This window comes from Micromonospora sp. MGP-C2, from assembly GCF_057766525.1.
In genome coordinates this window covers 238,946-261,922 of record NZ_JBYMEN010000002.1, presented here as the reverse complement: position 1 = coordinate 261,922, position 22,977 = coordinate 238,946, and the positions used below count along the sequence as shown (strand labels likewise).

Here is a 22,977-nt window from a genome sequence, read left to right as displayed (position 1 = left end):
GCCCGCCTGAGGGGCGCGGGCTCGTCAGGTGATGGTGGGGCTGCGACGTTCGAGCAGGACGACGTCGCGCCAGCGGTCGTGGTGGCGCCCGACCCGCTCGCGTACGCCGATCACGCGGAACCCGGCCCGCTGGTGCAGCGCCATGCTGGCGGCGTTCTCCGGGAAGACTCCGGACTGGATCGTCCAGATGCCGGCGGCCTCGGTGGAGGTGATCAGCGCGTCCAGCAGCAGTCGGGCGACGCCACGGCCCTGGGCGGCCGGGTCGACGTAGACGGAGTGTTCGACCACTCCGGCGTAGACCGCGCGGGTCGAGGTCGGCGAGACCGCGATCCAGCCCAGGACGGTGCCGTCGCGGTCGACGGCCACGAATCGGTGCCCGGTCAACCGGGCGGCGTCGAAGGCCGTCCAGGTCGGGGCGGTGATCTCGAAGCTGGCGTTGCCGGCGTCGAGGCCAGCCTGGTAGATCGCGAGGACCCGGTCGGCGTCGGCCTCGGTCATGGGCCGCACGGTGAGGTCAGTCATCCAGGTGTTCCTTCCCGGTGGGGTCGTTGCTCAACGATGCCTGTCTCGACGCTTGTCGAATCAGACAGTTGCACACTGATTAGATCAGTGTCAACCTAGAGCGATGTCTAATCAACCGGTTTCGGCGGCCTGCTGCCCCTCGCTGACCGAGCGACGCGTGCCAGCAGAGGCCGCCGCGGTGCTCGCGCCCGCGTTCAAGGCGCTCGGCGACCCGGTGCGGCTGCAACTGCTGTCGATGATCGCCTCCGCCGAGAGTGGGGAGATCTGCGTCTGCGATCTGACGCCCGCGTTCGACCTGACCGGGCCCACCATCTCGCACCACCTCAGGACGCTGCGGGAGGCCGGGCTCGTCGACGCCCAACGCCGGGGCACCTGGGTCTACTACCGCGCCCGGCCGGCCCTCCTGCGCCAGCTCTCCGCACTGCTCACCGTCACACCCGCAGCCGCGCCCACCGACCGACCGGACTACTCGTGACCAGCACCGTCCAGAGCGACCCGGCCGAGAGCGCCGTGGTCGGTCGCCTCTCCCGACTCGACCAGTTCCTACCGGCCTGGATCGGGCTGGCGATGGTCGCCGGCCTGCTCCTCAGTCGCCTGACCCCCGGCCTGGACAGCGCGCTGGAAGCGGTGACGATCGGCGGGATCTCGCTGCCGATCGCGATCGGCTTGCTGATCATGATGTACCCGGTGCTCGCGAAGGTCCGCTACGACCGGCTCGACACTGTCACCGGCGACCGCCGCCTGCTGATCTCCTCGCTGGTGCTCAACTGGCTCGTCGGCCCCGCCGTGATGTTCGCCCTGGCCTGGATCTTCCTGGCCGACCAGCCCGCGTACCGCACCGGCCTGATCATCGTCGGTCTGGCCCGCTGCATCGCCATGGTCATCATCTGGAACGACCTCGCCTGCGGTGACCGGGAGGCCGCCGCCGTCCTGGTCGCGCTCAACTCCGTCTTCCAGGTCGTCGCCTTCGGTCTGCTCGGCTGGTTCTACCTCTCGGTGCTGCCCCGGTGGCTGGGGTTGTCCGGTGCCGAGTTGACGATCTCGGCCTGGGACATCGCCCGCAACGTGCTCATCTTCCTCGGCATCCCGCTGATCGCCGGCTACCTCACCCGCCGTCTCGGCGAGCGTGCCAAGGGCCGAACCTGGTACGAGGCACGCTTCCTGCCCAGGATCGGCCCGGCCGCCCTCTACGGGTTGCTGTTCACGATCGTGATCCTGTTCGCGCTACAGGGCGACGCGATCACCAGCCGCCCCCTGGACGTCGTCCGCATCGCGCTGCCCCTGCTGGTGTACTTCGCCCTCATGTGGGCTGGCTCCTACGCCCTCGGCCGGGCCATCGGTCTCGGCTACGAGCGCACCACCACCCTGGCCTTCACCGCGGCCGGCAACAACTTCGAGCTCGCCATAGCGGTCGCGATCGGCACCTTCGGCGTCGCCTCCGGTCAGGCCCTCGCCGGGGTCGTCGGCCCGCTGATCGAGGTGCCCGTCCTGGTCGGGCTCGTCTACGTGTCCCTGTGGGCGCGCCGCCGCTTCTTCACTCCCGCACCCTCGGCAACCGCGTAACCCGGAAGGCAACCCCTCATGAGCACCAGGCCCAGCGTCCTGTTCGTCTGCGTCCACAACGCCGGCCGGTCCCAGATGGCCGCCGGCTGGCTGCGTCACCTCGCCGGCGACACCGTCGAGGTCCGCTCGGCCGGCTCCGCGCCGGCCGACACGGTCAACCCCGCCGCCGTGCAGGCCATGCGCGAGGTCGGCATCGACATCACCGACCAGACCCCCAGACGTCTGGAGTACGCGACCGCGGAGTCCTCCGACGTCATCGTGACAATGGGCTGCGGCGACACCTGCCCGGTCTTCCCCGGCAAACGCTATGAGGACTGGCAGCTGGAGGACCCCGCCGGCAAGGGAGTCGACGCCGTCCGCCCGATCCGCGACGAGATCCGCGCCCGGGTGGAGAAGCTCCTCGCCGAGCTGAGCCAGACGACCTGACGGGCGCACGGCAGCCGCACGGTCCCGTGCCTCAGCGGCTGCCTGCGTAGACAGCGCGGTCGCCGAGCTCCTCCTCGATGCGGATGAGCTGGTTGTACTTCGCCGTGCGGTCCGAGCGCGACAGCGAGCCGGTCTTGATCTGGCCGCAGCCGACGCCCACGGCCAGGTCGGCGATGGTGGTGTCCTCGGTCTCCCCGGAACGGTGTGACATCACCACCCGGTACCCCGCCTTGTGGGCGGCGTCCACCGTCGCCAGGGTCTCGGTGAGCGTGCCGATCTGGTTGACCTTGACCAGGATCGCGTTGGCGTAACCGCCCTCGATCCCGTCGCGCAGCCGGTCGACGTCGGTGCAGAAGACGTCGTCGCCGACCAACTGCACCCGCTCCCCCGCCAGCGCCGTCAACCGCTTCCAACCGGCGATGTCGTCCTCGGCCATCGGGTCCTCGACGGAGCTGACCGGGTACCGCGAGACCAGGTCGAGCAGGTGGTCGACGTGCTCCTCGACGGTGCGCTCCCGCCCCTCGCCGACGTAGTCGTAGACGCCGTCGCGGAAGAACTCCGAGCTGGCCGGATCGAGGCACATCGTGATGTCGGTGCCGGGCTCGTAGCCGGTATCCTCGATGGCGCGCAGCACGAAACGCAGCGCCTCGTCGGCATCCGTGAAGTTCGGCGCGAAGCCGCCCTCGTCCCCGACGTTGGTGCTGTGCCCGGCCGCCGCCAGGGACGCCCGGAGGGTGTGGAAGACCTCCGAGCCCATCCGGACCGCCTCGGCGAACGTCCGCGCTCCGACCGGAGCGATCATGAACTCCTGGAAGTCGAGCGGGTTGTCGGCGTGTGCGCCGCCGTTGATGATGTTCATCATCGGCACCGGCAGCAGGCGAGCCCCGACGCCACCGACGTAGCGGTAGAGCGGCTGCCGGTGCGCCAGCGCGGCCGCCTTCGCCGCCGCCAGGGACACGGCGAGGATCGCGTTGGCACCCAGTCGACCCTTGTCCTTCGACCCGTCGAGCGCGATCATCGTCTCGTCGATCAGGGCCTGGTCCTCCGCGTCGAGCCCGGTCACCGCGTCGGCGATCTCACCGTTCACCGCGCCGACCGCCGTCGTGACGCCCTTGCCGTGGAAGCGCGTGCGGTCCCCGTCGCGCAACTCGACCGCCTCGTTCGCCCCCGTCGACGCCCCGGAGGGCACGGCCGCCCGCCCGGTCGATCCGTCCGTGAGGACCACGTCGGCCTCCACGGTCGGATTGCCCCTGCTGTCGAGAATCTGCCGACCACGTACCCGACTGATTGCCGTCATCACACACTCCCTGTTCACGATGCCTTTTCGCCGCCAGACTGGCAGGAAACGGCGGTCCTGGCACCGCGACGATGGACACGTTGACCCGTACCCCAGGGTGCGGGTTTAGGGTCGCGGGATGCGGGTGGGTGAGCTGGCGCGACGGACCGGGACGACGGTCCGGGCCTTGCGGTACTACGAGTCGGCCGGGCTGGTCGTGCCCCGGAGGTTGGGCAACGGCTACCGGGAGTACGACGCGATCGCGGTGCGGCTGGTGGCACAGATCCGCGAGTTGATGGCGCTCGGCCTCACCGTCGAGGAGACCCGCCCGTTCGTCGAGTCGATCGCCGGTGGCGCCGACGACGCCGACGTGTGCGCGGCGGCGGTGGCCACGTACCGCAGCACCATCACCGGCCTGCAGGAACGGATCGGCAAACTGACCGCCCAGCGGGACGCGCTGGACGCCCGCCTCGACGCGGCCGCGACCCAGGTCGTGCCCGGCAGCGCGGCGGTCGGCACCGACCCCACCGCGCTGGTCGGCACCCGCCTGCCACCCCTGTCCTTCTACGGCACCGACGGCCGCCCGGTCGATCTCGGTGCGCTCGGCGACGGACGCACCGTCATCTTCGTGTACCCACTGACCGGACGGCCGGGCGTCGACCTGCCCAACGGGCTGCTGGAGGTCCATGGCGCCCGGGGCAGCACCGAGCAGGCCGCCTGGTTCCGCGACCACCACGCGGAACTGCGCGCGGCCGGCGCCGCCCGGGTGTACGGCCTGTCCGCGCAGTCGACCGGATACCAGCGGGAACTCGCGCACCGGCTGCGGTTGCCCTACCCGCTGATCCCCGACCCGAGGCTGACGCTCGCCGACGCGCTGCGTCTGCCGACCCGCACCGCCGGTGACATGACGCTCTACGAGCGGTTGACGCTGATCATCGCCGACGGCGTTGTCGAACAGGTCTTCCACCCGATTCCGGACCCGGCGTCGCACCCCCTGCACGTGATGCGGTGGCTCACCAAGCGACGCCAGGCCCCCGGATCGGTCGTCTAGAAGTCGTCGTCGAAGGCGACGGTGCCGCTCACCCCGACCTGGTACGCCGAGACGCGCCGCTCGAAGAAGTTGGACAGCTCCTGCACGTCCTGCAACTCCATGAAGGCGAACGGGTTGGTCGACCCGTAGTGCGGGGCGATGCCGAGCTGGGCGAGGCGACGGTCGGCGACGTGCTGGAGATACTCCCGCATGTCGGTCAGCGTCAGACCGGGCACACCGTGGCCCAACAGGTCCTCGGCGAACTGCACCTCGCACTCGACGGCCTCGGTGAGCATCCGCCGAACCTGGTCGGCGAGGTCGTCGTCGAACAGGTCCGGCTCCTCGGCGCGGACGGTGTCGACCACGTCGAACGCGAACGCCATGTGCATCGACTCGTCCCGGAACACCCAGTTGGTGCCGGAGGCCAGGCCGTGCAGCAGGCCACGGGAGCGCAGGAAGTAGACGTACGCGAAGGCGCCGTAGAAGAACAGCCCCTCGATGCAGGCGGCGAAGCAGATCAGGTTGAGCAGGAACGTCCGCCGGTCCTCCCGGGACCGCAGCTCCCGCAGGTCGTTGAGCGAGTTGATCCAGCGGAAGCAGAACTCGGCCTTGCGACGGATCGAGGGGATGTTCTCGATGGCGGCGAAGGCCCCGAAGCGCTCGGTCTCGTCGGGCACGTACGTGTCGAGCAGGTTGAGGTAGAACTGGACGTGCACGGCCTCCTCGAACAGCTGCCGGGACAGGTAGAGGCGGCCCTCGGGGCTGTTGACGTGCTGGTACAGGTTGAGCACCAGGTTGTTCGCGACGATCGTGTCGCCGGTGGCGAAGAACGCCACGAGGCGGCTGACCAGGTGCCGCTCGGCCGACGACAGCTTGTCCAGGTCGGCGAGGTCGGCGTGCAGGTCGACCTCCTCGACGGTCCAGGTGTTGCGGATGGCGTCGCGGAACCGGTCGAAGAAGTGCGGGTAGCGCATCGGGCGGAGGGTGAGGTCCATCCCGGGGTCGAGCAGCATGTGCGTGGTCCTCGTGTCGGTGGTGCGGGTGTCGGCGGCGGTGGTGTCGGCGGCGGTCACTGGCAGGCCTCGCACGACTCGGGGTTCTCCAGCGAGCAGGCCAGCGCCTCCGCGTCGACGGAGACGGGCGCGACGGGCGCGACAGCGCTGACAGTGGCCTGCTGGATCCGCGTGGCGGGGCGGGAGCGCAGGTAGTAGGTGGTCTTCAGCCCGGCCTTCCAGGCGTACAGGTACATCGAGGACAGCTTGCCGATGGTCGGTGCGGCCAGGAACAGGTTCAGCGACTGGGACTGGTCGATGAACGGGGCACGGGCCGCGGCCAGGTCGATCAAAGCGCGCTGCGGCAGCTCCCACGCGGTGCGGAACAACTCCCGTACGCCGGCCGGCAGCTCGGCGATGTCCTGCACCGACCCCTCCGCCCGCTTGATCGCCGACCGGATCCGCTCGGTCCACAGACCGCGGGCCTTCAGCTCGCGTACCAGAGCGGTGTTGACCTGCAGGAACTCCCCCGACAGGGTCTCGCGCTTGAACAGGTTCGACACCTGCGGCTCGATGCACTCGTAGCACCCGGCGATCGAGGCGATGGTCGCGGTCGGGGCGACCGCCACCAGCAGTGAGTTGCGCAGCCCGTACGCCTCGACCCGCTCGCGCAGCGCGTCCCAGCGCGCGGTCTGGGTGCCCTCGACGCCCCACAGGTCGGGCTGCAACTGACCCCGCGCGGCCCGGGTCTGCGCGAAGGTCGGATGCGCGCCGAAGCGACGCGCCAGGTCGGCCGAGGTCTCCAGCGCGGTCAGGTACAGCTCCTCGCTGATCCTGGTGGACAGCTCCCGCGCGGCCGACGAGTCGAACGGAAGCCGCAGCGCGAAGAACACGTCCTGAAGGCCCATCAGCCCGAGCCCGACCGGCCGCCAGCGGGGGTTGCTCGCCGCCGCCTGCGAGGTCGGGTAGTAGTTGATGTCGATGACCCGGTCCAGGAACGTCACAGCGGTACGGACCGTGGCACGCAGTCGCTCCCAGTCGATGCCACCGTCGGTGAGGTGGGCGGCGAGGTTCACCGAACCGAGGTTGCACACGGCCGTCTCGGCGTCGCTGGACACCTCGACGATCTCGGTGCAGAGGTTGGACAGGTGCACCACGTTGCCCGGCTCGGCGGTCTGGTTGCACAACCGGTTGGCGGCGTCCTTGAAGGTCATCCACCCGTTGCCGGTCTGGGCCAGGGTCCGCATCATCTTCCCGTACAGCTCCCGCGCCGGGACCTGCCGCACGTAGCGGCCCTGCGCCTCGGCCTCGCGGTACGCGGCGTCGAACCGCTCACCCCACAGGTCGGGCAGCTCGGGCACCTCGTGCGGGTCGAACAGCGACCACATCTCGTCGGCCTCGACCCGGCGCATGAACTCGTCGGGGACCCAGTTGGCGAGGTTCAGGTTGTGGGTGCGTCGGGCGTCCTCACCGGTGTTGTCGCGCAGTTGCAGGAACTCCTCGATGTCCGGGTGCCACGGCTCCAGGTACACGCAGGCCGCGCCCTTGCGCCGGCCACCCTGGTTGACCGCGGCGACGCTCGCGTCCAACGTGCGCAGCCACGGCACGATCCCGTTGGACTGCCCGTTGGTGCCGCGGATCAGCGCGCCCCGGGACCGGACCCGGGAGTACGCGATGCCGATGCCCCCGGCGAACTTGGACAGGTTGGCGACCTGGGCGTACCGCTGGTAGATCGAGTCCAACTCGTCGAGCGGGGAGTCGACCAGATAGCAGGAGGACATCTGGGTGTGCCGGGTGCCGGAGTTGAACAGCGTCGGCGAGCTGGGCAGGTAGGCCAGGCTGGACATCAGCCGGTAGAAACCGGTCGCCTCGTCGGGCGTGGTGGACAGACCACAGGCCACCCGCAGCAGCCAGTACTGCGGGGTCTCCAGCACCAGCCTGCTGGTGGGGTGGCGCAGCAGGTACCGGTCGGCCACCGTACGCAGGCCGAAGTACTCGAATCGCCGGTCACCGTCCGGATCGACGGTGGCGTCGAGCATCGTGGCGTGTGCGGCGACGAACGCGGCGGTGTCGTCTCCGATCAGGCCCTCGGCGTGGCCGACCCGGATCGCCGCGCTGAACGAGGTGATGTCCTGCCGACGCACCTCCTTGTCGACGTAACCGGCCAGCAGCCGGGCGGCGAGGCGCGAATACTGCGGCTCCTCGCCGATCATCTCGGCTGCGGTCTGGATGGACAGCCGGTCCAGCTCGGCCGTCGTCGCGCCGTCGTACAGGCCGCTGATGGTGCGGGTGGCGACGCGCATCGGGTCGACGTCGGTCAGGTCGTCGGCCCACCGCTCGACCGCCCGGACGATCTTGTTCACGTCCACGGGTTCGGTGGCGCCGCTGCGCTTGCGGACCTGCATCGGCGTCCGCCGCACTGTCGCGTCGCCGCTGACGGGGACTACCTCGGTGACTGTCACCACTCGCTCCTCGGAGTTCGAGACCTGGTGGCCCGGACGCGAGGAGACAGACACCGACGGACGCCACGCCGGCACGGCGTGGGTCAGGTGGCGTCAGCCGTCCCACGCGGCCTCGGACCGCCGCCCACCCGGGTGCGGGTACGCGGCGCGCTGGCAGGTCTTCGGACTCGTGGGCACAACCGGGCTGGCCGGTCTCCTACTGGCCGTCGCTTCCCAGGCCACTTGGTGGCCCAGTGCTGATGACGGCGGTCGTTCCCACTCACCGCTGCGGGACAGTCCCGGATTTCCACCGGGTTCCCTCTTGCCTCGACCGCGCCGGATGAGCGGTCGAACCAGCTGCGCTCGACACCATATATAGGGATGCAGGCGTTGTCACACCCCACATGTCGGTCCCGGCGTGTCGCGGCCGGGCCGGTGACGGTGATCACCAGCCGCACCGGGGCGGGTTCGTCCCGGCCGGCGAGGCACGTCGACGGCAGCAGCAGCCGCAGGCGGTGCGACTGACGGCACGACACGACCCACGGGCCGCCGACACCGGCAAAGATTTGATGTATCGCGCCAATGGGCACAGTGGATCGGGTTCGGACATTGACCAGGTTCGACGGCCCCGGGACGGTGGATGTCCGTCCTTCAGGGTGGATCAAGGTCGTTGACGCGCCAGAACCGCCCTCCGTATACTCCGGGTGATCATCCGATCTTTTGCCTAGCCGGGCGAGGAGCGCATGCCGCAGATCACCGCCGTCACCGTCGAGGACGTCCGTTTTCCCACCTCACTGACCGCCGACGGGTCCGACGCCATGAACAAGGACGGCGACTACTCGGCGGCGTACGTCATCCTGCACACCGACGGTGTCGACAGCGTGGGCGTGCCGCTCGCGGGTCACGGGCTGACCTTCACCATCGGTCGAGGCAACGACATCGTCGCCGCGGCCGCGGTGCACCAGGCGCAGCTTCTGGTCGGCCTGGACGTGGCGACGATGGCCGCGGACATGGGCGCGGTCTACCGACTCCTCACCTCCGACAGCCAACTGCGGTGGCTCGGGCCGGAGAAGGGCGTCGTCCACCTGTCCCTCGCCGCCGTGTTGAACGCCTCATGGGACCTGGTCGCCCGGCTCGCCGGAAAGCCGCTGTGGCGACTGCTCGTCGACATGTCCCCCGAGCAACTCGTCGCCATCGCGGACCTGCGCTACCTGTCCGACGCGCTGACCCGGGACGAGGCACTGGCCATCCTGCGGGCCAAGGAGAGCACCAGGGCCGACCGCCTCGCCGAGCTCGACCGCACCGGCTACCCCGCCTACACCACCTCGGCCGGCTGGCTCGGCTACGGCGACGACAAGCTGCGCCGGCTCTGCCAGGAGGCGGTGGACGCCGGCTACGGGTACGTCAAGCTCAAGGTTGGCGCCAACCTCGACGACGACATCCGCCGCTGTGGGATCGCCCGGGAGATCCTCGGCCCGCACCGCAACCTGATGATCGACGCCAACCAGGTCTGGGACGTCGGCCAGGCCATCGAGTGGGTCAAGGCCCTCGCCCAGTTCACACCCCTGTGGATCGAGGAGCCAACCAGTCCCGACGACATCCTGGGCCACGCGGCCGTCCGCCGCGCTGTCGCTCCCATCGGCGTGGCCACCGGCGAGCACTGTCACAACCGGGTGATGTTCAAGCAGCTGTTCCAGGCCGGGGCCATCGACTTCTGCCAGCTGGACACCGGTCGGCTGGCCAGCATCAACGAGATCGTCGCCGTGCTGCTCCTCGCCGCGAAGTTCGACGTGCCGGTGTGCCCCCACGCCGGCGGAGTCGGGCTCTGCGAGATGGTCCAACACGTGTCGGTGCTCGACTACGTCGCGATCTCCGGGGATCTCACCGACCGGGTCACCGAGTTCGTCGACCACCTGCACGAGCACTTCACCGACCCGTGCGTCGTCCGGGACACCGGTTCGGGCAGCGGTTACGTCCTGCCCAGCCAGCCCGGCTACTCCACCCGGATGCGTCAGGAGTCGGTCGCGCTCTACCGGTTTCCCGACGGCCACTACTGGGCGGCGTCGGACCCGACTACCGTGTCATCCTCGGAGCCGTACGTGATCGCGGGTGGGACGGCCACCCCCGCCGGCCGCTAGGGGGTGTCATGTCGCGCACCGACGAAGTGGTGAACGGCATCAAGCGGATGATCCTCGAAGGGCAGTTCAAGCCCGGGGACCGACTGCCCATCGAGAAGGACCTCGCCGAGTCGCTCGGCGTTTCGCGCGGCTCGCTGCGCGAGGGCATGTCGGCTCTGTCGATCCTCGGCATCGTCAACATCCGTCAGGGTGACGGCACCTACGTCACCAACCTCGACGCGCCGCAACTGCTGGCCCCGATGGGCTTCGTGGTGGACTTCCAGGGCCAGGGCGACCCCCGGCACATCCACACAGTCCGGCGACTGCTGGAGTGCGAGGCCGCCCAACTGGCGGCGACCAGGATGACCGACGAGGCCCTCGCCCAGGCCGGGGACCTGCTCGCCGAGGCGGCCCGGATGGTCGGCCAGTCACCGCAGGACCACGAGCGCATCCTCGAGATCGACATCGCCTTCCACCGGATCATCGCGGTGCACGCCGAGAATCCGGTGCTCATCGGGTTGATCGAGGCGTTCGCCGGGCGCACCGTGCGGGGCCGGCTGTGGCGGAGCCTGCACGAGGAAGGCGCGGACCGGCGCACCCACGACGAGCACGTGGCGATCCTCAAGGCCCTTGCGGCACGTGACCCGGAGCGGGCCCGCATCCGGATGGCCAACCACCTGATCGGGGTGGAGGAGTCGTTGTACGGGTTGCCCGACGACGCCGAGGCCGGCTCCGACACCGCGCGGTCGTGAACGCCCACGCGGTCGACGGCCACGGTCACCGCTCGTCGCGTTCCACACTGGTGCTCCCGGTCATCGCCGCCACCAGGTCGTCGGTGGTGACCTCGTCGGCGCGCAGTCGGGCCGCCCGCCGACCGAGGCGCAGCACCTCGACCCGGTCGGCGATCTCGAGCACCTGCGGCATGTTGTGGCTCACCAGCACCACCGACATGCCGGCGTCGCGGGCGCGCCGGACCACGTCGAGCACCCGCCCGGTCTGGACGACACCGAGTGCGGCGGTGGGCTCGTCGAGGATGACCACATTGGTCGCCCAGATGATGGCGCGGGCCACCGCGACGCACTGCCGTTGCCCACCGGACAACATCGCGATCGGGGTGGTGACCCGCGGGATCCGTACGCCCAGCTCGTCAAGGGCGGCGGCCGCGCCCAGCCGCATCGCGCGCTTGTCGAGCAGCCCGAGCCGACCCAGCGGCCCGGAGCGCAGGATCTCCCGCCCGAGGTACAGGTTGGCGGCCACGCTGAGGTCGTCGGCGACGGCGAGATCCTGGTAGACGGTCTCCACCCCGGCGCGCCGGGCGTCGACCGGGGTGGAGAACCGGACGGGACGACCACCGACCCGGATCTCGCCCTCGTCGGGTGGGTGCACACCGGACAGCGTCTTGATGAGGGTGCTCTTCCCGGCGCCGTTGTCGCCGATCAGCGCGACGACCTCACCCCGGTGGACAGTGAAGTCGGCGCCGCGCAGCGCCTCGACGTGCCCGAACCGCTTGACGATGCCACGGGCTTCGAGGACCGGCGGCTCGTCGGCGGTGGGCTGCCGGTCGCTGTCGGCGGTGGCCGTCGGGGTCGTACCCATCACTGCACCGGGGGGTTGGCGCAGCTGGGCTCGAGCACCGCCTTGATCTCCGCGGAGTCGATGTTCTCCTTGGTGACGAACGTGACGCCGGTGTCGGCCGACGCCAGCGGCGCCTTGTCCCGCAGGTGCTTGACCATCTTGTCGACGCCGAAGTAGCCCATCTTGAACGGGTTCTGCACGACCAGCGCGGAGATCTGGCCGCTGCGTACCCCGGCGATCTCGTCCGGGGCGGCGTCCCACCCGATGATGACCACCTTGCCGGACTTGCCGGCCGCCTGGATGGCCTGCGCGGCGCCGAGCACACTCGGCTCGTTGGCAGCGAAGACGCCGGCGAGGTTGGGGTTGGCGGTGAGGATGTTCTCGGTGACGCGTCGTGCCTCGTTGACGTCACTGCGGCTGGGCTGCTGACCGACCAGCTTCAGGTTCGGATACTGGGCGAGACCGGCCTTGAAGCCGTCGACCCGCTCGGTGTTGGTCTGCGAACCGGGCTGGAACTCGACCAGCGCCACCTCGTGGTTGCCGGGGCCGAGTTCGGTGGCGAGCAGCTTCGCCGCCTCGGTGGCCGACGCACGGTTGTCGGTGGCGAACAGCGGCACGTTCGACGGCTGCGGGCTGGTGCCGGAGTCGATCATCGCGACCGGGATGTTCGCGGCGAGCGCCTTGTCGGTGGCGGGCGCCAGCGCACTGGAGTCGGTGGCCGCGTAGACGATGCCGTCGACCTTCTTGGTGACGTAGTTCTGGATCAGGTTGACCTGACCCTCGACATCGGTTTCGGTGGTCACCCCGTCCCACTGGACGGTGACGTCACCCGCGCGCTGCGCGGCGCACTCGGCACCCGCCTTCACCGTGTTCCAGTAGTCGGCCCCTACCGCCTTCGGGACGACGGCGAGCTTCAACGGCCCGCTCGCGTCCTTGGTCGCGCCGTCGCCTCCGTCCCGGACCTCGACCCCGCCGCAGGCGCTGAGCAGAGCGGTCGCCGCGGCCACGGCCAGAATCGCCTGCGCGCGCAGGAGTGGCCCTCGTGCCCGCCGGCTGGTGGTGGTGTGTGCCATGGTGTGTGTCCTTCCTCGTTCGGACTCTCGAAATGGCATGTCAACCCCGTGATTCCAGCCGCCGGCGGCGGTACTGGTCGAAGTAGACGGCGGCCCAGATGATCAGGCCGACGATCACCTGCTGGTAGTGGATGCTGATGTCGAGCAGGACGGCGCCGTTGCGGACCAGGGCGATGAGGAACGCGCCGATGATGGTCCCGACGATCCGACCCTGACCTCCGAAGAGGCTGGCCCCGCCGATGACCGCGGCGGCGATGACGTCGAGCTCCAGCGAGATCCCGTAGTTCGGCTGACCGGAGTTGACCCGGGAGGCCGCGATCATGCCGCCCAGACCGACCAGCACACCCGCCAGCACGTACACGCCGGTCAGGTGCCGACCGACCCGGATGCCCGACCGGCGTGCGGCCTCCAGATTGGAGCCCATCGCGTACGTGTACTGACCGAAGCGGGTCTGGGAGAGCAGGAAAGCGACACCGACGGCGACCAGAACGGTGATCACCACGGCGAACGGGATGCCGACGATCTCCCCGTTGCCGAGCAGTTGAAAGGATCGGGGCAGGCCGTAGACGCCGACCGCCCCGGTGATGATGAAGACGAGCCCTCGTCCGACGGACATCGTTCCCAGCGTCGCGATGAACGGTGGGATCCGAGCCACGGTCACCAGCAGCCCGTTGAGCAGCCCGGCCAGTGCGCCGACGCCGATCGCGACCGCCGTCGCCGCCCAGAGTGGAAAGCCGAGGTCGCGTACGACCAGCGCCCCCGCCACGCCGGCGAGCGCGGCGACCGATCCCACGGAGAGGTCGATGCCCTTCGTGATGATGACCATCGTCTGCGCCGTGGCGATGATGGCGATCACCGCGGTCTGCGCCCCGATGTTGAAGAGGTTGTCGGCGGTCAGGAAGTAGGGACTGGCGAAACTCAACACGATGAACAGCACGACGAGCGCGGTGGCGGCGGTCAGCTCGGAGACGGCGTGGGAGATCCGTTCCCGGAACCAGTCGCTGGGCGTGCCGTGCTGCGTGCCGGTGGTTGCCTCGACGGTGCTCATCGTCGGCCCTGACCTCCCCAAGCGTGGCGCCGCACGCGACGGGAGAGCCGTCGGCGAGCGGAGCACCGGTGACCGGCCGAGCCTCCTCGGCAGGGAGAGACGGACTCGAAGCCCGCACCACCCATGGAGATAGGTCGGATGTTTCCCTTGATCAGGCGTTACCATGCCATGCACGTACGTGTGTTGCCAAGGTCTTGCGACCATGTTTTGCCGTCGTTACGCGAGCCTTCGGAGCCCTACGTCCGACCAGAACGGCATGATCTGTTGTCGATGGCCGCCCCGCGAGCCAACGAGCCACACTCCGATTGTTATCGATAACATGCTATGCCTTCGACGCCCGCCGCGCTCGCCTCGTTCCGACTCAGCCGGTGCACGAGGCGGCGAGCAGACACACCGGCCGGTCCGAGCCGAAAATCAGCCGGCCCGGGCCGATCGCTGTCGAGCGCGTGCTCGACAGCGGGCCGCGGTTCCACAGTCGTCCAGGCCACGCCGTCCACCCGGCCACCGCTCGGAGAGCTTCGCCGTCGCGTCGGGTTCGGCGGCGGCGGACGATGCCCGCCGCCAGCGATCGGGTTTTGATCTGACGAATCGGGCGGCGCTGAATCCTCGGGCACAGGTGCTTCACCCACTGCGGGGCCGGGTTGACCGCCTGCGGCGGCACCGATACCGTCGACCCACTATCTGCGGCGACGCGAGGGAAGCCGGTGTGATTCCGGCGCGGTCGCGCCACTGTGAGCGGTTCCCCCACCTAGAAATGGGGCCCGCGAGCCAGGACGCTCGGTCGTCCGCAGCCTTGCGATGGGGACGCGTCATCCCCGGGGAGGTTCGTGATCATATGTCCAGCTCCACGTCCAGCCAGCCGTTGGTGAATCCCGCTGGCACCACGCGTCTTCTGTGGACGGTCCTGGCGACCGTTGTCGCGCTCACCCTGCTGGCCTACCTCGTCGCGTTCGACCAGGGTGCGGTGTCGCGCAGCGGGACGTACCTGCACGAGCTCATGCACGACGGCCGGCACCTGCTCGGTGTTCCGTGCCACTGAACGCCACCACCGCTCCCCCGTTCCTCGCCGTCCTCGTCCGCGGCCTGCTCGCCGGCCTGATCGCTGGCCTGCTCGCCGGAACGTTCGCCTACGTCGCCGGCGAACCGCACGTCGAGGCCGCCATCGCTATCGAGGAGGCGGCCTCGCACGCCGAACCCGCCGCTGGCGGGCACCAGCACGACGAGGCCCTGGTCACCCGGAGCGGCCAGCGCGGCGGGCTCTTCCTGGCCACCGCACTGTTCGGCGCCGCGATGGGCGGTCTGCTGGCCACGGCGTACGTCCTGCTGGCCCGTCGGCGGCGGACCGACGACGACGGGCGCTCCGGCCTGCTGCTGGCCGGTGCGGCGCTGCTCGGCGCGGTGATCGTGCCGTTCCTCAAGTACCCGGCGAACCCACCGGCGGTCGGCGACCCGGCCACCATCAACCAACGCACCGCCACCTACCTGCTGATGGTGGTGCTCGGTCTGGTGGCCGTGTGGGCGGGCTCGCTGGGCTACCGGTCAGTCGGCGCGCAGGCGCCACTGTGGCAACGCGTCGCCGCAGCCGTCGGCGGTTTCCTGCTGGTCACCGTCGCGTCCTACGTGGTGCTTCCGTCGTTCCAGGAGGTCCCCACCGACTTCCCCGCGACGCTGCTGTGGAGCTTCCGACTGGCCTCCCTCGGCACCCAGGTGGTGCTCTGGACCGGGATCGGCCTGCTGTTCGCGGCCCTGATGCACCACGAGCGGCGTCGCCGGGTCGGCACCGCACTGCCGAGCACGTGACCGCCACCAGCCTCCGGCTGGTCGCCCACGGTCACACCGCCGCCCTGCGCCGGGCCCGCTTCGGCGGCGCTGACGACGGCCTGGACGAGGGTGGCCTGCGTGCCGCACTCGCCCAGGCCCAGGCGGATCCGGACCGGCGCGGGCCTATCGGCGTCAACGCGACCTGCCTGTCCAGCCCCGCGGTGGCCGCTCGACAGACCGCCGCCGCCTTCAGTCTGCTGCCGACAATCGAGACGGCGTTGGCCGACTGCGACTACGGCGACTGGTCCGGACGGTCGCTCGAGGAGATCGCTGAATCGCAGCCGCAGGCGCTGCACGACTGGCTGTCCACACCGGAGTCCGCTCCGCACGGCGGTGAGTCTGTCGCGGCCGTGCGGGATCGGGTCGGCAGTTGGCTGGACGAGCAGCACCGAGCCGGCGGGCGGGTCATCGCGGTCACCCACCCGCTGGTGATCCGTGTCGCGGTCGTGCACGCCCTCGGGCTGCCGACGGCGACGTACCGACAGCTGGACGTGGAGCCGTTGGCGATCGTCCGGCTCACCAGCCAGGGCACGCGCTGGCAACTCCGACTGGGCGCGGAGCCGAGGTGGGTCGACTCCGCGATGGTGTGGTCATGAATCCAGGGCCCGCAGTGAGCTGAGCGCGGGTGGACGGTCTGCTTCAACCCTCCCGAGTTTGGACCAGTGCGGCGGCACGGCCCAGGGCGGACTTCTCGACGGCGGTCAGCGCCGGATCGACCCGGCGCTGACCCACCGCACGCCGTAGTTGGCTGGCCCGGGGCGGCTGCGCGCGTCGCTGAAAGGCGTCGAGGCCGTCCCGGGCAAGATCGGCGACCTGCGGGTCCTGACTGACCGCCACCTCGGCGAGGATGAGAGCGGTCATGGCCACGTCCAGGTCGGCCGGCCCCTCGGTCGCATTGCGCCAATCGATGACCACTGGCCCGCGCGAGGTCACCATGACGTTCTGTGGGTGCAGGTCGAGGTGCAGGACGCGGTCCGCCGGGTCGACGCTGAAGCGGGCCGGCAGGGTGTGGAGGCGGTCGTGCAGGCCCACGAGCAGGTCGGCGGCGGCGCCGATGCCGGTGCGCCCGGTGAGCATCGACACCAGGAGAGTCTCGCCGTCGAGTCGTTCGAGCACCAGGTCGGGCCCTCGGGCCTCGTACACCATGGGCACCGGGTAGCCGGCGGCCGCGACGTACGCCATCAACGCCGCCTCGGGCGCGCTGTCCCCGCCCTGCCGGTAGCGGCGCAGCACCCGCGACTCGTCGAGCACGTAGACGTCGGCGTCGCGCCCCGAGGCGAGCAGCGCGTGATCGGCCATGGCAGACGACGCTAACAGTGGTTGCGCGACAAGCGCGTGGGGCGGGCCGTGATCACGGCCCGCCCCACCCTGCTGCGCTGTCCCCGGCTCAGTGCTAGCCGGTGACGGTGAACGGCCGGGACACCTTCGTCGCCGACTTCTCACCGCTCAGCGTGACGCTGGTCGCGCCCGCCTTCGCCGCACCCGGAACGCTGACCGTCGCGCCGGAGATGACACCGTCACCGTTCGCGCGAACCGTGCTGACCGCGAGGCCGTTCCCGACGGTGATCGTGACCGCCTCGTTCGGAACGAACCCGGAACCGTCGATGGTGATCGACGTGCCACGCGGACCCGAGGTGGTCAGCAGTGCCACCCGCGGCTGGTAGGTCGGCGCCTGGGCCTGCCCGGTCACCTGGACAATGGCCGTGGCCGGCGTACGCGTCGACGCGCCCGTCGCGGTGACCGCGTACCGGCCGGGTTGTGCGTCGCCGGAGGTCGGGACCGAGACGCGGACCGTGCCCGTCGCGGAGGCCGCGACCTTCGTGGCCCGGGCCGGGTCGGTGCCGACGCTGACGGTCACCTGTTCGCCGGCGGCGAACCCGCTGCCGTCGACGGTGACAGTGCCGCCGGTGGTGACGGCGCCGGCAGCCGACAGCGCGATCGTCGGCTGGGAGCCGCCTCGCGCGACGGTCACGGTGAAGGCCTCGGTGCTGCTCGACAGCGTGTCCCACGCGGTGACGCGCACCGTGTAGGTGCCCTCCCGCGTGTAGGTGTGCTGCCCGCTCATCGCACCGGACGCACCGATGGTGACGTCGTCCGGAGCCGTGCCGTCACCCCACTGGACGCGGGCACGGTAGCCGGTCGTGCCGGGAACGCCGCCGGTCACCGAACCGAGGTTCGCCGCGAGGGCCTGCCCGGCGTTCGCCGTCTGGTCCTTTGGAGCGACAGTGGCCAGCGCGGGGGCCGGCGTGCCGTCGTTGGCGACGGCGAACACGTGGATCCGGCCCGCCGAGCGGGGGTCACCGGTCTGCGTCGGCAGGGTCACCGACACCAGCGTCTTGCCCGCCGGGATCTGGTACGGCGCGGTCGCGAACAGGAACGGCTGGGCGCCGTCCCGGCTCGTGCCGTGCAGTCGGTACGCCGTCCGGGCAACGACGATGTTGCCGTAGGACGGGGTGCCGTTGGCGTTGCCGCCCAGCGTCCAGTCGCTCATCTGGATCGGGATGCTGGCCGTGCTGCCGTCACTGAAGTTCGCCGTGCCGGTGGTGCTCTGGTTGCCCTGCGTTCCGGCGCCGATGAAGGAGATGCTCTTCGCGTCCTCCGGCAGGTCGAGCAGGACCGTGGCACCGTTGCCGGTGGCGTTGTCCGGCTGCCCGGCCGGGATCACCGGCAGCGTGAACTGCAACGCGGTCCCCGGGACCTGCTGCCGCTGGCCCTGCGTCGCACCGCCCGCCGCCAGGGCGGCCCGCGAGTACGCCCACGACTTGGCGTCGCAGTCCGCCGCGAGTACGCCTTCGTCACCGACACAGACGGTGTCGAACGCGGCGGTGAGGCCGGAGGTCGGGGCGTACGCCACCTCGACGCCGACCGTCGCGGAGCTCTGGCTCTCGCCGTCGGTCACCGTGACGTTCGCCTGGTGGTAGCCCGGCGTGGCGTAGGTGTGCGACCCACCGATGTTGTAGACGGCCCGCGAGCTCAGCGTCACGGTGCCCTCGGTGACCGGTGTGCCGTCACCCCAGTCGATCGTGGCCCGGTAGCCGGTCGCGGTGCCACCGGTGACGGACGCCAGCGGCACCGAGACCGGTACGCCGGACGTTGCGTGCACGCCGGACGCGGCGGTCACCGCGATGTCGCCGCCTCCGATGGCCACGTCGCCACCGGCGAGCAACTCGATCTCGGCGAGACTGGTCTGCGCGGCGCCGACGGTCTTCGTGACCGCGAGACGGAACTGCGCGAACCGACCCGGCTTGTCGATCGTGTACGGGCGGGTCTGACTGCGCCACCGGAACACCTGGTCCCTGCGGGAGTCCACTGTGGTCCAGGTGATGCCGTCGTTGGAGCCCTGCAGTCGCCAGTCCGCCGGATCGCCAGCACTCGCCCCGGACGTGACGGTGTAGTACGTCGGCTTCTGCTTTCCGCCACGGAACGCCCAGGAGATCTGCGGGGTCGCCGAGGTGAAGGTCAGCTGCGTGGTGGACGAGTCGTCGAACAGCTTCGAGGCGTCCTGACCGCCGGTTGCGGTCGCGGTGCCGAGGCCGGGGCCGGTGGTGTCCTGCAACGGCTTCGGCGCCTGGTCACCCTTGGTCAACGACGGCGGCGCGTCGTTCCTGCCGCTGCTCCAGGAGGACGGGTTGGGGCCCATCTGGAAGTCGATGGTGCCGCCCTTGGCGAGTGCGGCCACGTCCAGGGACAGACCGTGCTGCTTCTTGCCGTTGACCTTGACGTCCTGCACGTACACGTTGCGGGTGCTGTTGCTCGGCGCGTTGACGACGATGTCGCCAGTGGTGCGACGCACCGTCATCTTCGTGAACTGCGGCGAACCGATGGTCCACTCGGACGACCCGGCCTGCAGCGGGTAGATGCCCAGCGAGCTGAGGATGTACCACGACGACATCTCGCCGTTGTCCTCGTCGCCCAGGTAGCCCTGGCCGATCTCGCTGCCGACGTAGAGGCGCCGCAGAATCTCCCGTACCGTCGCCTGGGTCTTCGCCGGCGCGCCGGCGAAGTTGTACATGTACGGGATGTGGTGCGACGGCTGGTTGCTCATGCCGAGCTGACCCATCCGCACCGCGCGCGCCTCGATCATCTCGTGGATGACGCCGCCGTACCCGCCGGGTCGGTCGGCGTTCTCCGGGGTGGAGAAGAACGTGTCGAGCTTGTCCCGCAGCGCCTTCTGCCCGCCGAGCAGGTTGGCCAGACCCTGACCGTCCTGCTGGGCGGTGAAGGCGAAGTTCCATCCGTTGGTCTCGGTGTAGACGCCACCCCAGTCCAGCGGGTCGCCGGCGAGGAAGTTACCGGCGGCGTCGCGACCCTGGAAGAGCTTCGACTTCGGGTCGAAGAGGTGGACGTAGTTGCGGGCACGCTCCAGGAAGTAGCGCGACTCCTCCTTGAGCCGGGCGCGCTCCGACTTCGGCGTGGCCGGGTCCTTCGCGAGGGCCGCACCCATGTTGCCGATGCCGTAGTCGTTGATGAAGCCCTCCAACGCCCACGACACCGACTCCCCGGTGGAGGTCGGCGTGTAGCCGAGGAACAGCGACGTCTCGATGCCCTTGCGTCCGACCGCGCTGCGCCCTGACGCGACGGTCGCGTCCTTGACGGCCGCGTCGTACGCCGCGAGCGGGTCGGGCAGCTTGACCCCGGTGAGGTACGCCTGGGCCAGAGCCACGTTGGCGCTGGTGCCGGTCATCAGGTCGGCGTAGCCGGGAGACGACCAGCGGGCGATCCAACCGCCGTCGCGGTAGTGCTGGACGAAGCCATCGGAGGTCCGGGCGGCGACGTCCGGGTACAGCAGCGCGTAGGCGGGCCACACGGTGCGGTACGTGTCCCAGAAGCCGTTGTTGACGTAGATCTGCCCGTCGACGATCTTCGCACCGGTCTGGGTGGGGGTCGACGCGCCGGTCGGCGCCGAGACCGGGCTCGCGTACTGCCAGCGCGGCGCGGCGGCGGTGCCGGTGTTCTCCGACTGCGAGTTCGGGTAGAGGTTCAGCCGGTACAGGTTCGAGTACATCGAGACCAGCTGCGGTTCGGTGGCGCCACGCACCTCGACCCGGCCGAGCCGGTCCTTCCACATCGCCGTCGCGGCGGCGTGGACCTGGTCGAAGCTCTTGCCGGTGACCTCCAGATCGAGGTTGCGGCGCGCCTGGTCGACGGAGAGGAACGACGTCGCGAGGCGCATCGTCACCTCCCGGGTGGTGGAGACGTCGAAGGTGGCCGAGGTCGCGGCGGTTGCCGTCGGCGCCCGGTCGAACGCACCGGACACGAACATGCGACTACGACCGGCCGACAGGCCACTTCCGTTGTCGACCCAGCCGGTGAGGGTGCCGTCCGTGCCGATGGTGAAGGTGCCGTTGTGGAAGACGAGACTTCCGGTCGCCTGCCCGGTGGGGAAGGTGAACCGCATGATCCCGGCGTGGTCGGTGGGCGACATCTCCGCGACCAGGCCGTTCTGGAGCGTGACCCGGTAGAGGTCCGGCTGCGCGGTCTCGTCGTCATGGCTGAAGGCGAGCGCGCGGCTGGCGGGCTGGCCGGTGAGGGAACCGCCACCGACGACGGGCATGACCGACATCTGGTTGCGGTCACCCATCCACGGGCTGGGCTCGTGGGAGATCGCGAGCCCCTGCAACATCGGCAGGTTGGCTGCGTTGTTGATCCGGTGGTACTCGTACTCCCAGGAGTTGGAGGTCGCGTCGGTCACCGGGGTGAAGAAGTTGAAGCCGTTCGGCACCGCGGTGATCGGCAGGTTGTTGCCGCGCGAGAAGCCGCCAGTCGAGTTGGTGCCCCGACGGGTGTCCACGTAGTTGGTCAGCTTCGTGCCGTCGATCGACGCCGGCGCGGCCGTCAGCTCGATGTCGTCGAGCCACCCCTGGAACTGGGTGTCCCCGGTGGCCTGCGGGTTGTCGTACGCCAGCAGGATGCGGTCGATCGTCTTGCCGCGGGCGATGGTGCCGAGGTCGGCCTGCACCAGGTTCCACTGGTCGGCGAAGAGCACCTTCGACGCGCCCTGGCCGGCACCGGTGAGCAGGTAGCCGTGCTGGTCGACGGGCGAGCGCCCACTCAGGTAGCTGCCGTCGGTGAAGTGCAGGTCGACGGCGGCGTAGGTGGACGGGTACCGGGCGTTGCCCGTGGTGAACTCCGGGAAGATCTTGTACGACAGACGGGTCTTCGGCCCGACCGGCACGTTGACGTCGAACAGCTTGTTGGTCGCGTACGACCGGCCGTCGCCCTCGGCGCCACCGGAGTAGCGCAGCGCGGCCAGCCCGGTGAACCCGGCGTCCGGCTTGGTGGTGTAGCCGCCGTTCGGACCGGCGGTGGCTTCGCTGACCATCGGCGTGGCCGGCGGACGGACGTCGGAGCCGTCGCTGATGTTCCAGTCGGCGAGCTGCACGAGCGAGTCACCGGAGTTCGCTGTGACGTTCAGCCGGTAGAAGGCGTAGGCGTTCGTGTTGGTGAAGCTGTACCTGTTGGTGGCGTACCGGCCGCTGAACGTCTGGCCGACGCGCTTGTCCAGGTCGGTCCAGGTGCTGCCGTCGTTGGAGCCCTGGACGACGAAGTCCCTGGGGTCGCGCGACGGTGCGTCGTTGGCCGAGGTCAGCGAGTAGCGCAGCACTGTGGCCGGCTTGGCGAGCTGGTAGGTCACCCAGCCGCTCGACTGGAAGATCAGCCACTTGGTCGACGAGTCGTCGTCCTTGAGGTTCGCAGCGATCTCTCGGGGCTGGTTCTCGTCGCTCGCGGTCACGGCGCTGACCTGGCCGAGCAGGCTGCCGGGCAGGGTGGTGACCTTGCCACTCAGGTTGCCCTGGACCGGTTTTCCGTTCGCGCCGACCTCCACGGTGCTGGTGGCGGGTTGCGGGTCGGCGGTCTCAAACGAGGAGCTGAAGTTGCCGGGCGTCGCCGAGGTGGGGGCGGCGTTGGCCAGGGGCGCGGCGACGAGCAGGCCCAGCGGTAGCAGGACGGCTGTCGTCGCGGCGATCAGGCGGGGAGACAGGGAACGCGCAAGGGGGGTATGCGACATGAGGGACGGGGCCTTTCGACTCGAACGGGTCGAGTACGTCGAAGGTCTGGACTGAGTGGAGCGTGGTGGGCGGTGCCCTGACAT

General features: G+C 70.0%; 18 protein-coding genes and 2 riboswitches. Of the genes, 9 read left to right on the top strand and 9 right to left on the bottom strand.

Annotated features, from left to right (window positions below):
- Positions 1 to 24 precede the first annotated feature (24 nt).
- Complete coding sequence (locus tag AC3CF1_RS00650) at positions 25 to 522, bottom strand: GNAT family N-acetyltransferase (RefSeq protein WP_488449259.1); 498 nt, start codon at positions 520 to 522, stop codon at positions 25 to 27.
- A 103-nt stretch (positions 523 to 625) separates the two neighbouring features.
- Here AC3CF1_RS00650 and AC3CF1_RS00645 point away from each other — a divergent pair, with 103 nt between their 5' ends.
- Genes AC3CF1_RS00645 through AC3CF1_RS00635 form a run of 3 tightly spaced genes read left to right on the top strand, consistent with a single transcriptional unit; the run spans position 626 to position 2,511 of the window.
- Positions 626 to 997, top strand: a complete 372-nt coding sequence (locus AC3CF1_RS00645; protein WP_488449258.1) for an ArsR/SmtB family transcription factor — start codon at positions 626 to 628, stop codon at positions 995 to 997.
- On the top strand, positions 994 to 2,085 hold the full coding sequence (gene arsB, locus AC3CF1_RS00640; RefSeq protein ID WP_488449257.1) for an ACR3 family arsenite efflux transporter: 1,092 nt from the start codon (positions 994 to 996) through the stop codon (positions 2,083 to 2,085). Before AC3CF1_RS00645 ends, arsB begins: the two co-directional genes overlap by 4 nt.
- Positions 2,086 to 2,103: 18 nt before the next feature.
- Entirely contained in the window at positions 2,104 to 2,511 is a 408-nt protein-coding gene (locus AC3CF1_RS00635) for an arsenate reductase ArsC (protein WP_210792847.1), read from the top strand.
- A 31-nt stretch (positions 2,512 to 2,542) separates the two neighbouring features.
- Here the strand turns inward: AC3CF1_RS00635 and eno are convergent, their stop codons facing one another.
- Positions 2,543 to 3,808, bottom strand: a complete 1,266-nt coding sequence (gene eno / locus AC3CF1_RS00630; protein ID WP_358006284.1) for a phosphopyruvate hydratase — start codon at positions 3,806 to 3,808, stop codon at positions 2,543 to 2,545.
- Positions 3,809 to 3,926: 118 nt separating this feature from the next.
- Here eno and AC3CF1_RS00625 point away from each other — a divergent pair, with 118 nt between their 5' ends.
- A complete protein-coding gene (locus tag AC3CF1_RS00625; RefSeq protein WP_488449256.1) occupies positions 3,927 to 4,838 on the top strand; it encodes a MerR family transcriptional regulator in 912 nt (303 codons plus the stop codon).
- Here AC3CF1_RS00625 and AC3CF1_RS00620 read toward each other — a convergent pair.
- Both AC3CF1_RS00620 and AC3CF1_RS00615 read right to left on the bottom strand, forming a co-directional pair.
- Positions 4,835 to 5,830 (bottom strand): ribonucleotide-diphosphate reductase subunit beta, encoded by a 996-nt coding sequence (locus tag AC3CF1_RS00620; protein WP_488452024.1) that lies wholly within the window; start codon positions 5,828 to 5,830, stop codon positions 4,835 to 4,837. The two genes, AC3CF1_RS00625 and AC3CF1_RS00620, sit on opposite strands and share 4 nt — an antisense overlap.
- A 56-nt stretch (positions 5,831 to 5,886) precedes the next feature.
- Entirely contained in the window at positions 5,887 to 8,214 is a 2,328-nt protein-coding gene (locus AC3CF1_RS00615; protein WP_488452023.1) for a ribonucleoside-diphosphate reductase subunit alpha, read from the bottom strand.
- 192 nt (positions 8,215 to 8,406) lie between these two features.
- Positions 8,407 to 8,623: riboswitch (cobalamin riboswitch) on the bottom strand.
- A gap of 370 nt (positions 8,624 to 8,993) precedes the next feature.
- Here AC3CF1_RS00615 and AC3CF1_RS00610 point away from each other — a divergent pair.
- Together AC3CF1_RS00610 and AC3CF1_RS00605 are read left to right on the top strand one after the other, a co-directional pair.
- Entirely contained in the window at positions 8,994 to 10,388 is a 1,395-nt protein-coding gene (locus tag AC3CF1_RS00610) for an enolase C-terminal domain-like protein (RefSeq protein ID WP_488449255.1), read from the top strand.
- A gap of 8 nt (positions 10,389 to 10,396) precedes the next feature.
- Positions 10,397 to 11,119, top strand: a complete 723-nt coding sequence (locus AC3CF1_RS00605) for a FadR/GntR family transcriptional regulator (protein WP_210792843.1) — start codon at positions 10,397 to 10,399, stop codon at positions 11,117 to 11,119.
- Between the two features lie 25 nt (positions 11,120 to 11,144).
- Here AC3CF1_RS00605 and AC3CF1_RS00600 read toward each other — a convergent pair whose 3' ends face one another.
- Genes AC3CF1_RS00600 through AC3CF1_RS00590 form a run of 3 tightly spaced genes read right to left on the bottom strand, consistent with a single transcriptional unit; the run spans position 11,145 to position 14,063 of the window.
- On the bottom strand, positions 11,145 to 11,963 hold the full coding sequence (locus AC3CF1_RS00600) for an ATP-binding cassette domain-containing protein (protein WP_247667507.1): 819 nt from the start codon (positions 11,961 to 11,963) through the stop codon (positions 11,145 to 11,147).
- Positions 11,963 to 13,015 carry an ABC transporter substrate-binding protein gene (locus AC3CF1_RS00595; RefSeq protein ID WP_088947811.1) on the bottom strand — a complete coding sequence of 351 codons (1,053 nt, stop codon included), beginning with the start codon at positions 13,013 to 13,015 and terminating at the stop codon, positions 11,963 to 11,965. The genes AC3CF1_RS00600 and AC3CF1_RS00595 overlap by 1 nt, the downstream gene beginning before the upstream one ends.
- A 40-nt stretch (positions 13,016 to 13,055) precedes the next feature.
- Positions 13,056 to 14,063: an ABC transporter permease gene (locus tag AC3CF1_RS00590; protein ID WP_488449254.1), complete on the bottom strand. Its 1,008-nt coding sequence runs from the start codon at positions 14,061 to 14,063 to the stop codon at positions 13,056 to 13,058.
- Between the two features lie 653 nt (positions 14,064 to 14,716).
- A riboswitch (cobalamin riboswitch) is annotated at positions 14,717 to 14,863 on the top strand.
- Between the two features lie 35 nt (positions 14,864 to 14,898).
- On the opposite strand from AC3CF1_RS00590, the gene AC3CF1_RS00585 reads away from it, so the two are divergent.
- Genes AC3CF1_RS00585 through AC3CF1_RS00575 form a run of 3 tightly spaced genes read left to right on the top strand, consistent with a single transcriptional unit; the run spans position 14,899 to position 16,480 of the window.
- Positions 14,899 to 15,102, top strand: a complete 204-nt coding sequence (locus tag AC3CF1_RS00585) for a CbtB domain-containing protein (protein ID WP_088947809.1) — start codon at positions 14,899 to 14,901, stop codon at positions 15,100 to 15,102.
- Positions 15,093 to 15,863 carry a CbtA family protein gene (locus tag AC3CF1_RS00580; RefSeq protein ID WP_488449253.1) on the top strand — a complete coding sequence of 257 codons (771 nt, stop codon included), beginning with the start codon at positions 15,093 to 15,095 and terminating at the stop codon, positions 15,861 to 15,863. Before AC3CF1_RS00585 ends, AC3CF1_RS00580 begins: the two co-directional genes overlap by 10 nt.
- Positions 15,860 to 16,480, top strand: coding sequence for a histidine phosphatase family protein (locus AC3CF1_RS00575; protein ID WP_488449252.1), 621 nt, complete (start codon positions 15,860 to 15,862; stop codon positions 16,478 to 16,480). Before AC3CF1_RS00580 ends, AC3CF1_RS00575 begins: the two co-directional genes overlap by 4 nt.
- 43 nt (positions 16,481 to 16,523) lie before the next feature.
- Here AC3CF1_RS00575 and AC3CF1_RS00570 read toward each other — a convergent pair whose 3' ends face one another.
- Positions 16,524 to 17,183, bottom strand: coding sequence for a phosphotransferase (locus AC3CF1_RS00570; protein WP_354981614.1), 660 nt, complete (start codon positions 17,181 to 17,183; stop codon positions 16,524 to 16,526).
- A gap of 94 nt (positions 17,184 to 17,277) precedes the next feature.
- Positions 17,278 to 22,893 (bottom strand): GH92 family glycosyl hydrolase, encoded by a 5,616-nt coding sequence (locus AC3CF1_RS00565; RefSeq protein WP_488449251.1) that lies wholly within the window; start codon positions 22,891 to 22,893, stop codon positions 17,278 to 17,280.
- Between the last annotated feature and the right edge of the window lie 84 nt (positions 22,894 to 22,977).

Excerpts from the sequence above, each read along its gene's own strand:
- AC3CF1_RS00650 (WP_488449259.1), bottom strand. The coding sequence starts at position 522 with ATGACTGACCTCACCGTGCGGCCCATGACCGAGGCCGACGCCGACCGG.
- AC3CF1_RS00645 (WP_488449258.1), top strand. The coding sequence starts at position 626 with ATGTCTAATCAACCGGTTTCGGCGGCCTGCTGCCCCTCGCTGACCGAG.
- AC3CF1_RS00635 (WP_210792847.1), top strand. The coding sequence starts at position 2,104 with ATGAGCACCAGGCCCAGCGTCCTGTTCGTCTGCGTCCACAACGCCGGC.
- eno (WP_358006284.1), bottom strand. The coding sequence starts at position 3,808 with ATGACGGCAATCAGTCGGGTACGTGGTCGGCAGATTCTCGACAGCAGG.
- AC3CF1_RS00625 (WP_488449256.1), top strand. The coding sequence starts at position 3,927 with ATGCGGGTGGGTGAGCTGGCGCGACGGACCGGGACGACGGTCCGGGCC.
- AC3CF1_RS00620 (WP_488452024.1), bottom strand. The coding sequence starts at position 5,830 with ATGCTGCTCGACCCCGGGATGGACCTCACCCTCCGCCCGATGCGCTAC.
- AC3CF1_RS00615 (WP_488452023.1), bottom strand. The coding sequence starts at position 8,214 with ATGCAGGTCCGCAAGCGCAGCGGCGCCACCGAACCCGTGGACGTGAAC.
- AC3CF1_RS00610 (WP_488449255.1), top strand. The coding sequence starts at position 8,994 with ATGCCGCAGATCACCGCCGTCACCGTCGAGGACGTCCGTTTTCCCACC.
- AC3CF1_RS00605 (WP_210792843.1), top strand. The coding sequence starts at position 10,397 with ATGTCGCGCACCGACGAAGTGGTGAACGGCATCAAGCGGATGATCCTC.
- AC3CF1_RS00600 (WP_247667507.1), bottom strand. The coding sequence starts at position 11,963 with ATGGGTACGACCCCGACGGCCACCGCCGACAGCGACCGGCAGCCCACC.
- AC3CF1_RS00595 (WP_088947811.1), bottom strand. The coding sequence starts at position 13,015 with ATGGCACACACCACCACCAGCCGGCGGGCACGAGGGCCACTCCTGCGC.
- AC3CF1_RS00590 (WP_488449254.1), bottom strand. The coding sequence starts at position 14,063 with ATGAGCACCGTCGAGGCAACCACCGGCACGCAGCACGGCACGCCCAGC.
- AC3CF1_RS00585 (WP_088947809.1), top strand. The coding sequence starts at position 14,899 with ATGTCCAGCTCCACGTCCAGCCAGCCGTTGGTGAATCCCGCTGGCACC.
- AC3CF1_RS00570 (WP_354981614.1), bottom strand. The coding sequence starts at position 17,183 with ATGGCCGATCACGCGCTGCTCGCCTCGGGGCGCGACGCCGACGTCTAC.
- AC3CF1_RS00565 (WP_488449251.1), bottom strand. The coding sequence starts at position 22,893 with ATGTCGCATACCCCCCTTGCGCGTTCCCTGTCTCCCCGCCTGATCGCC.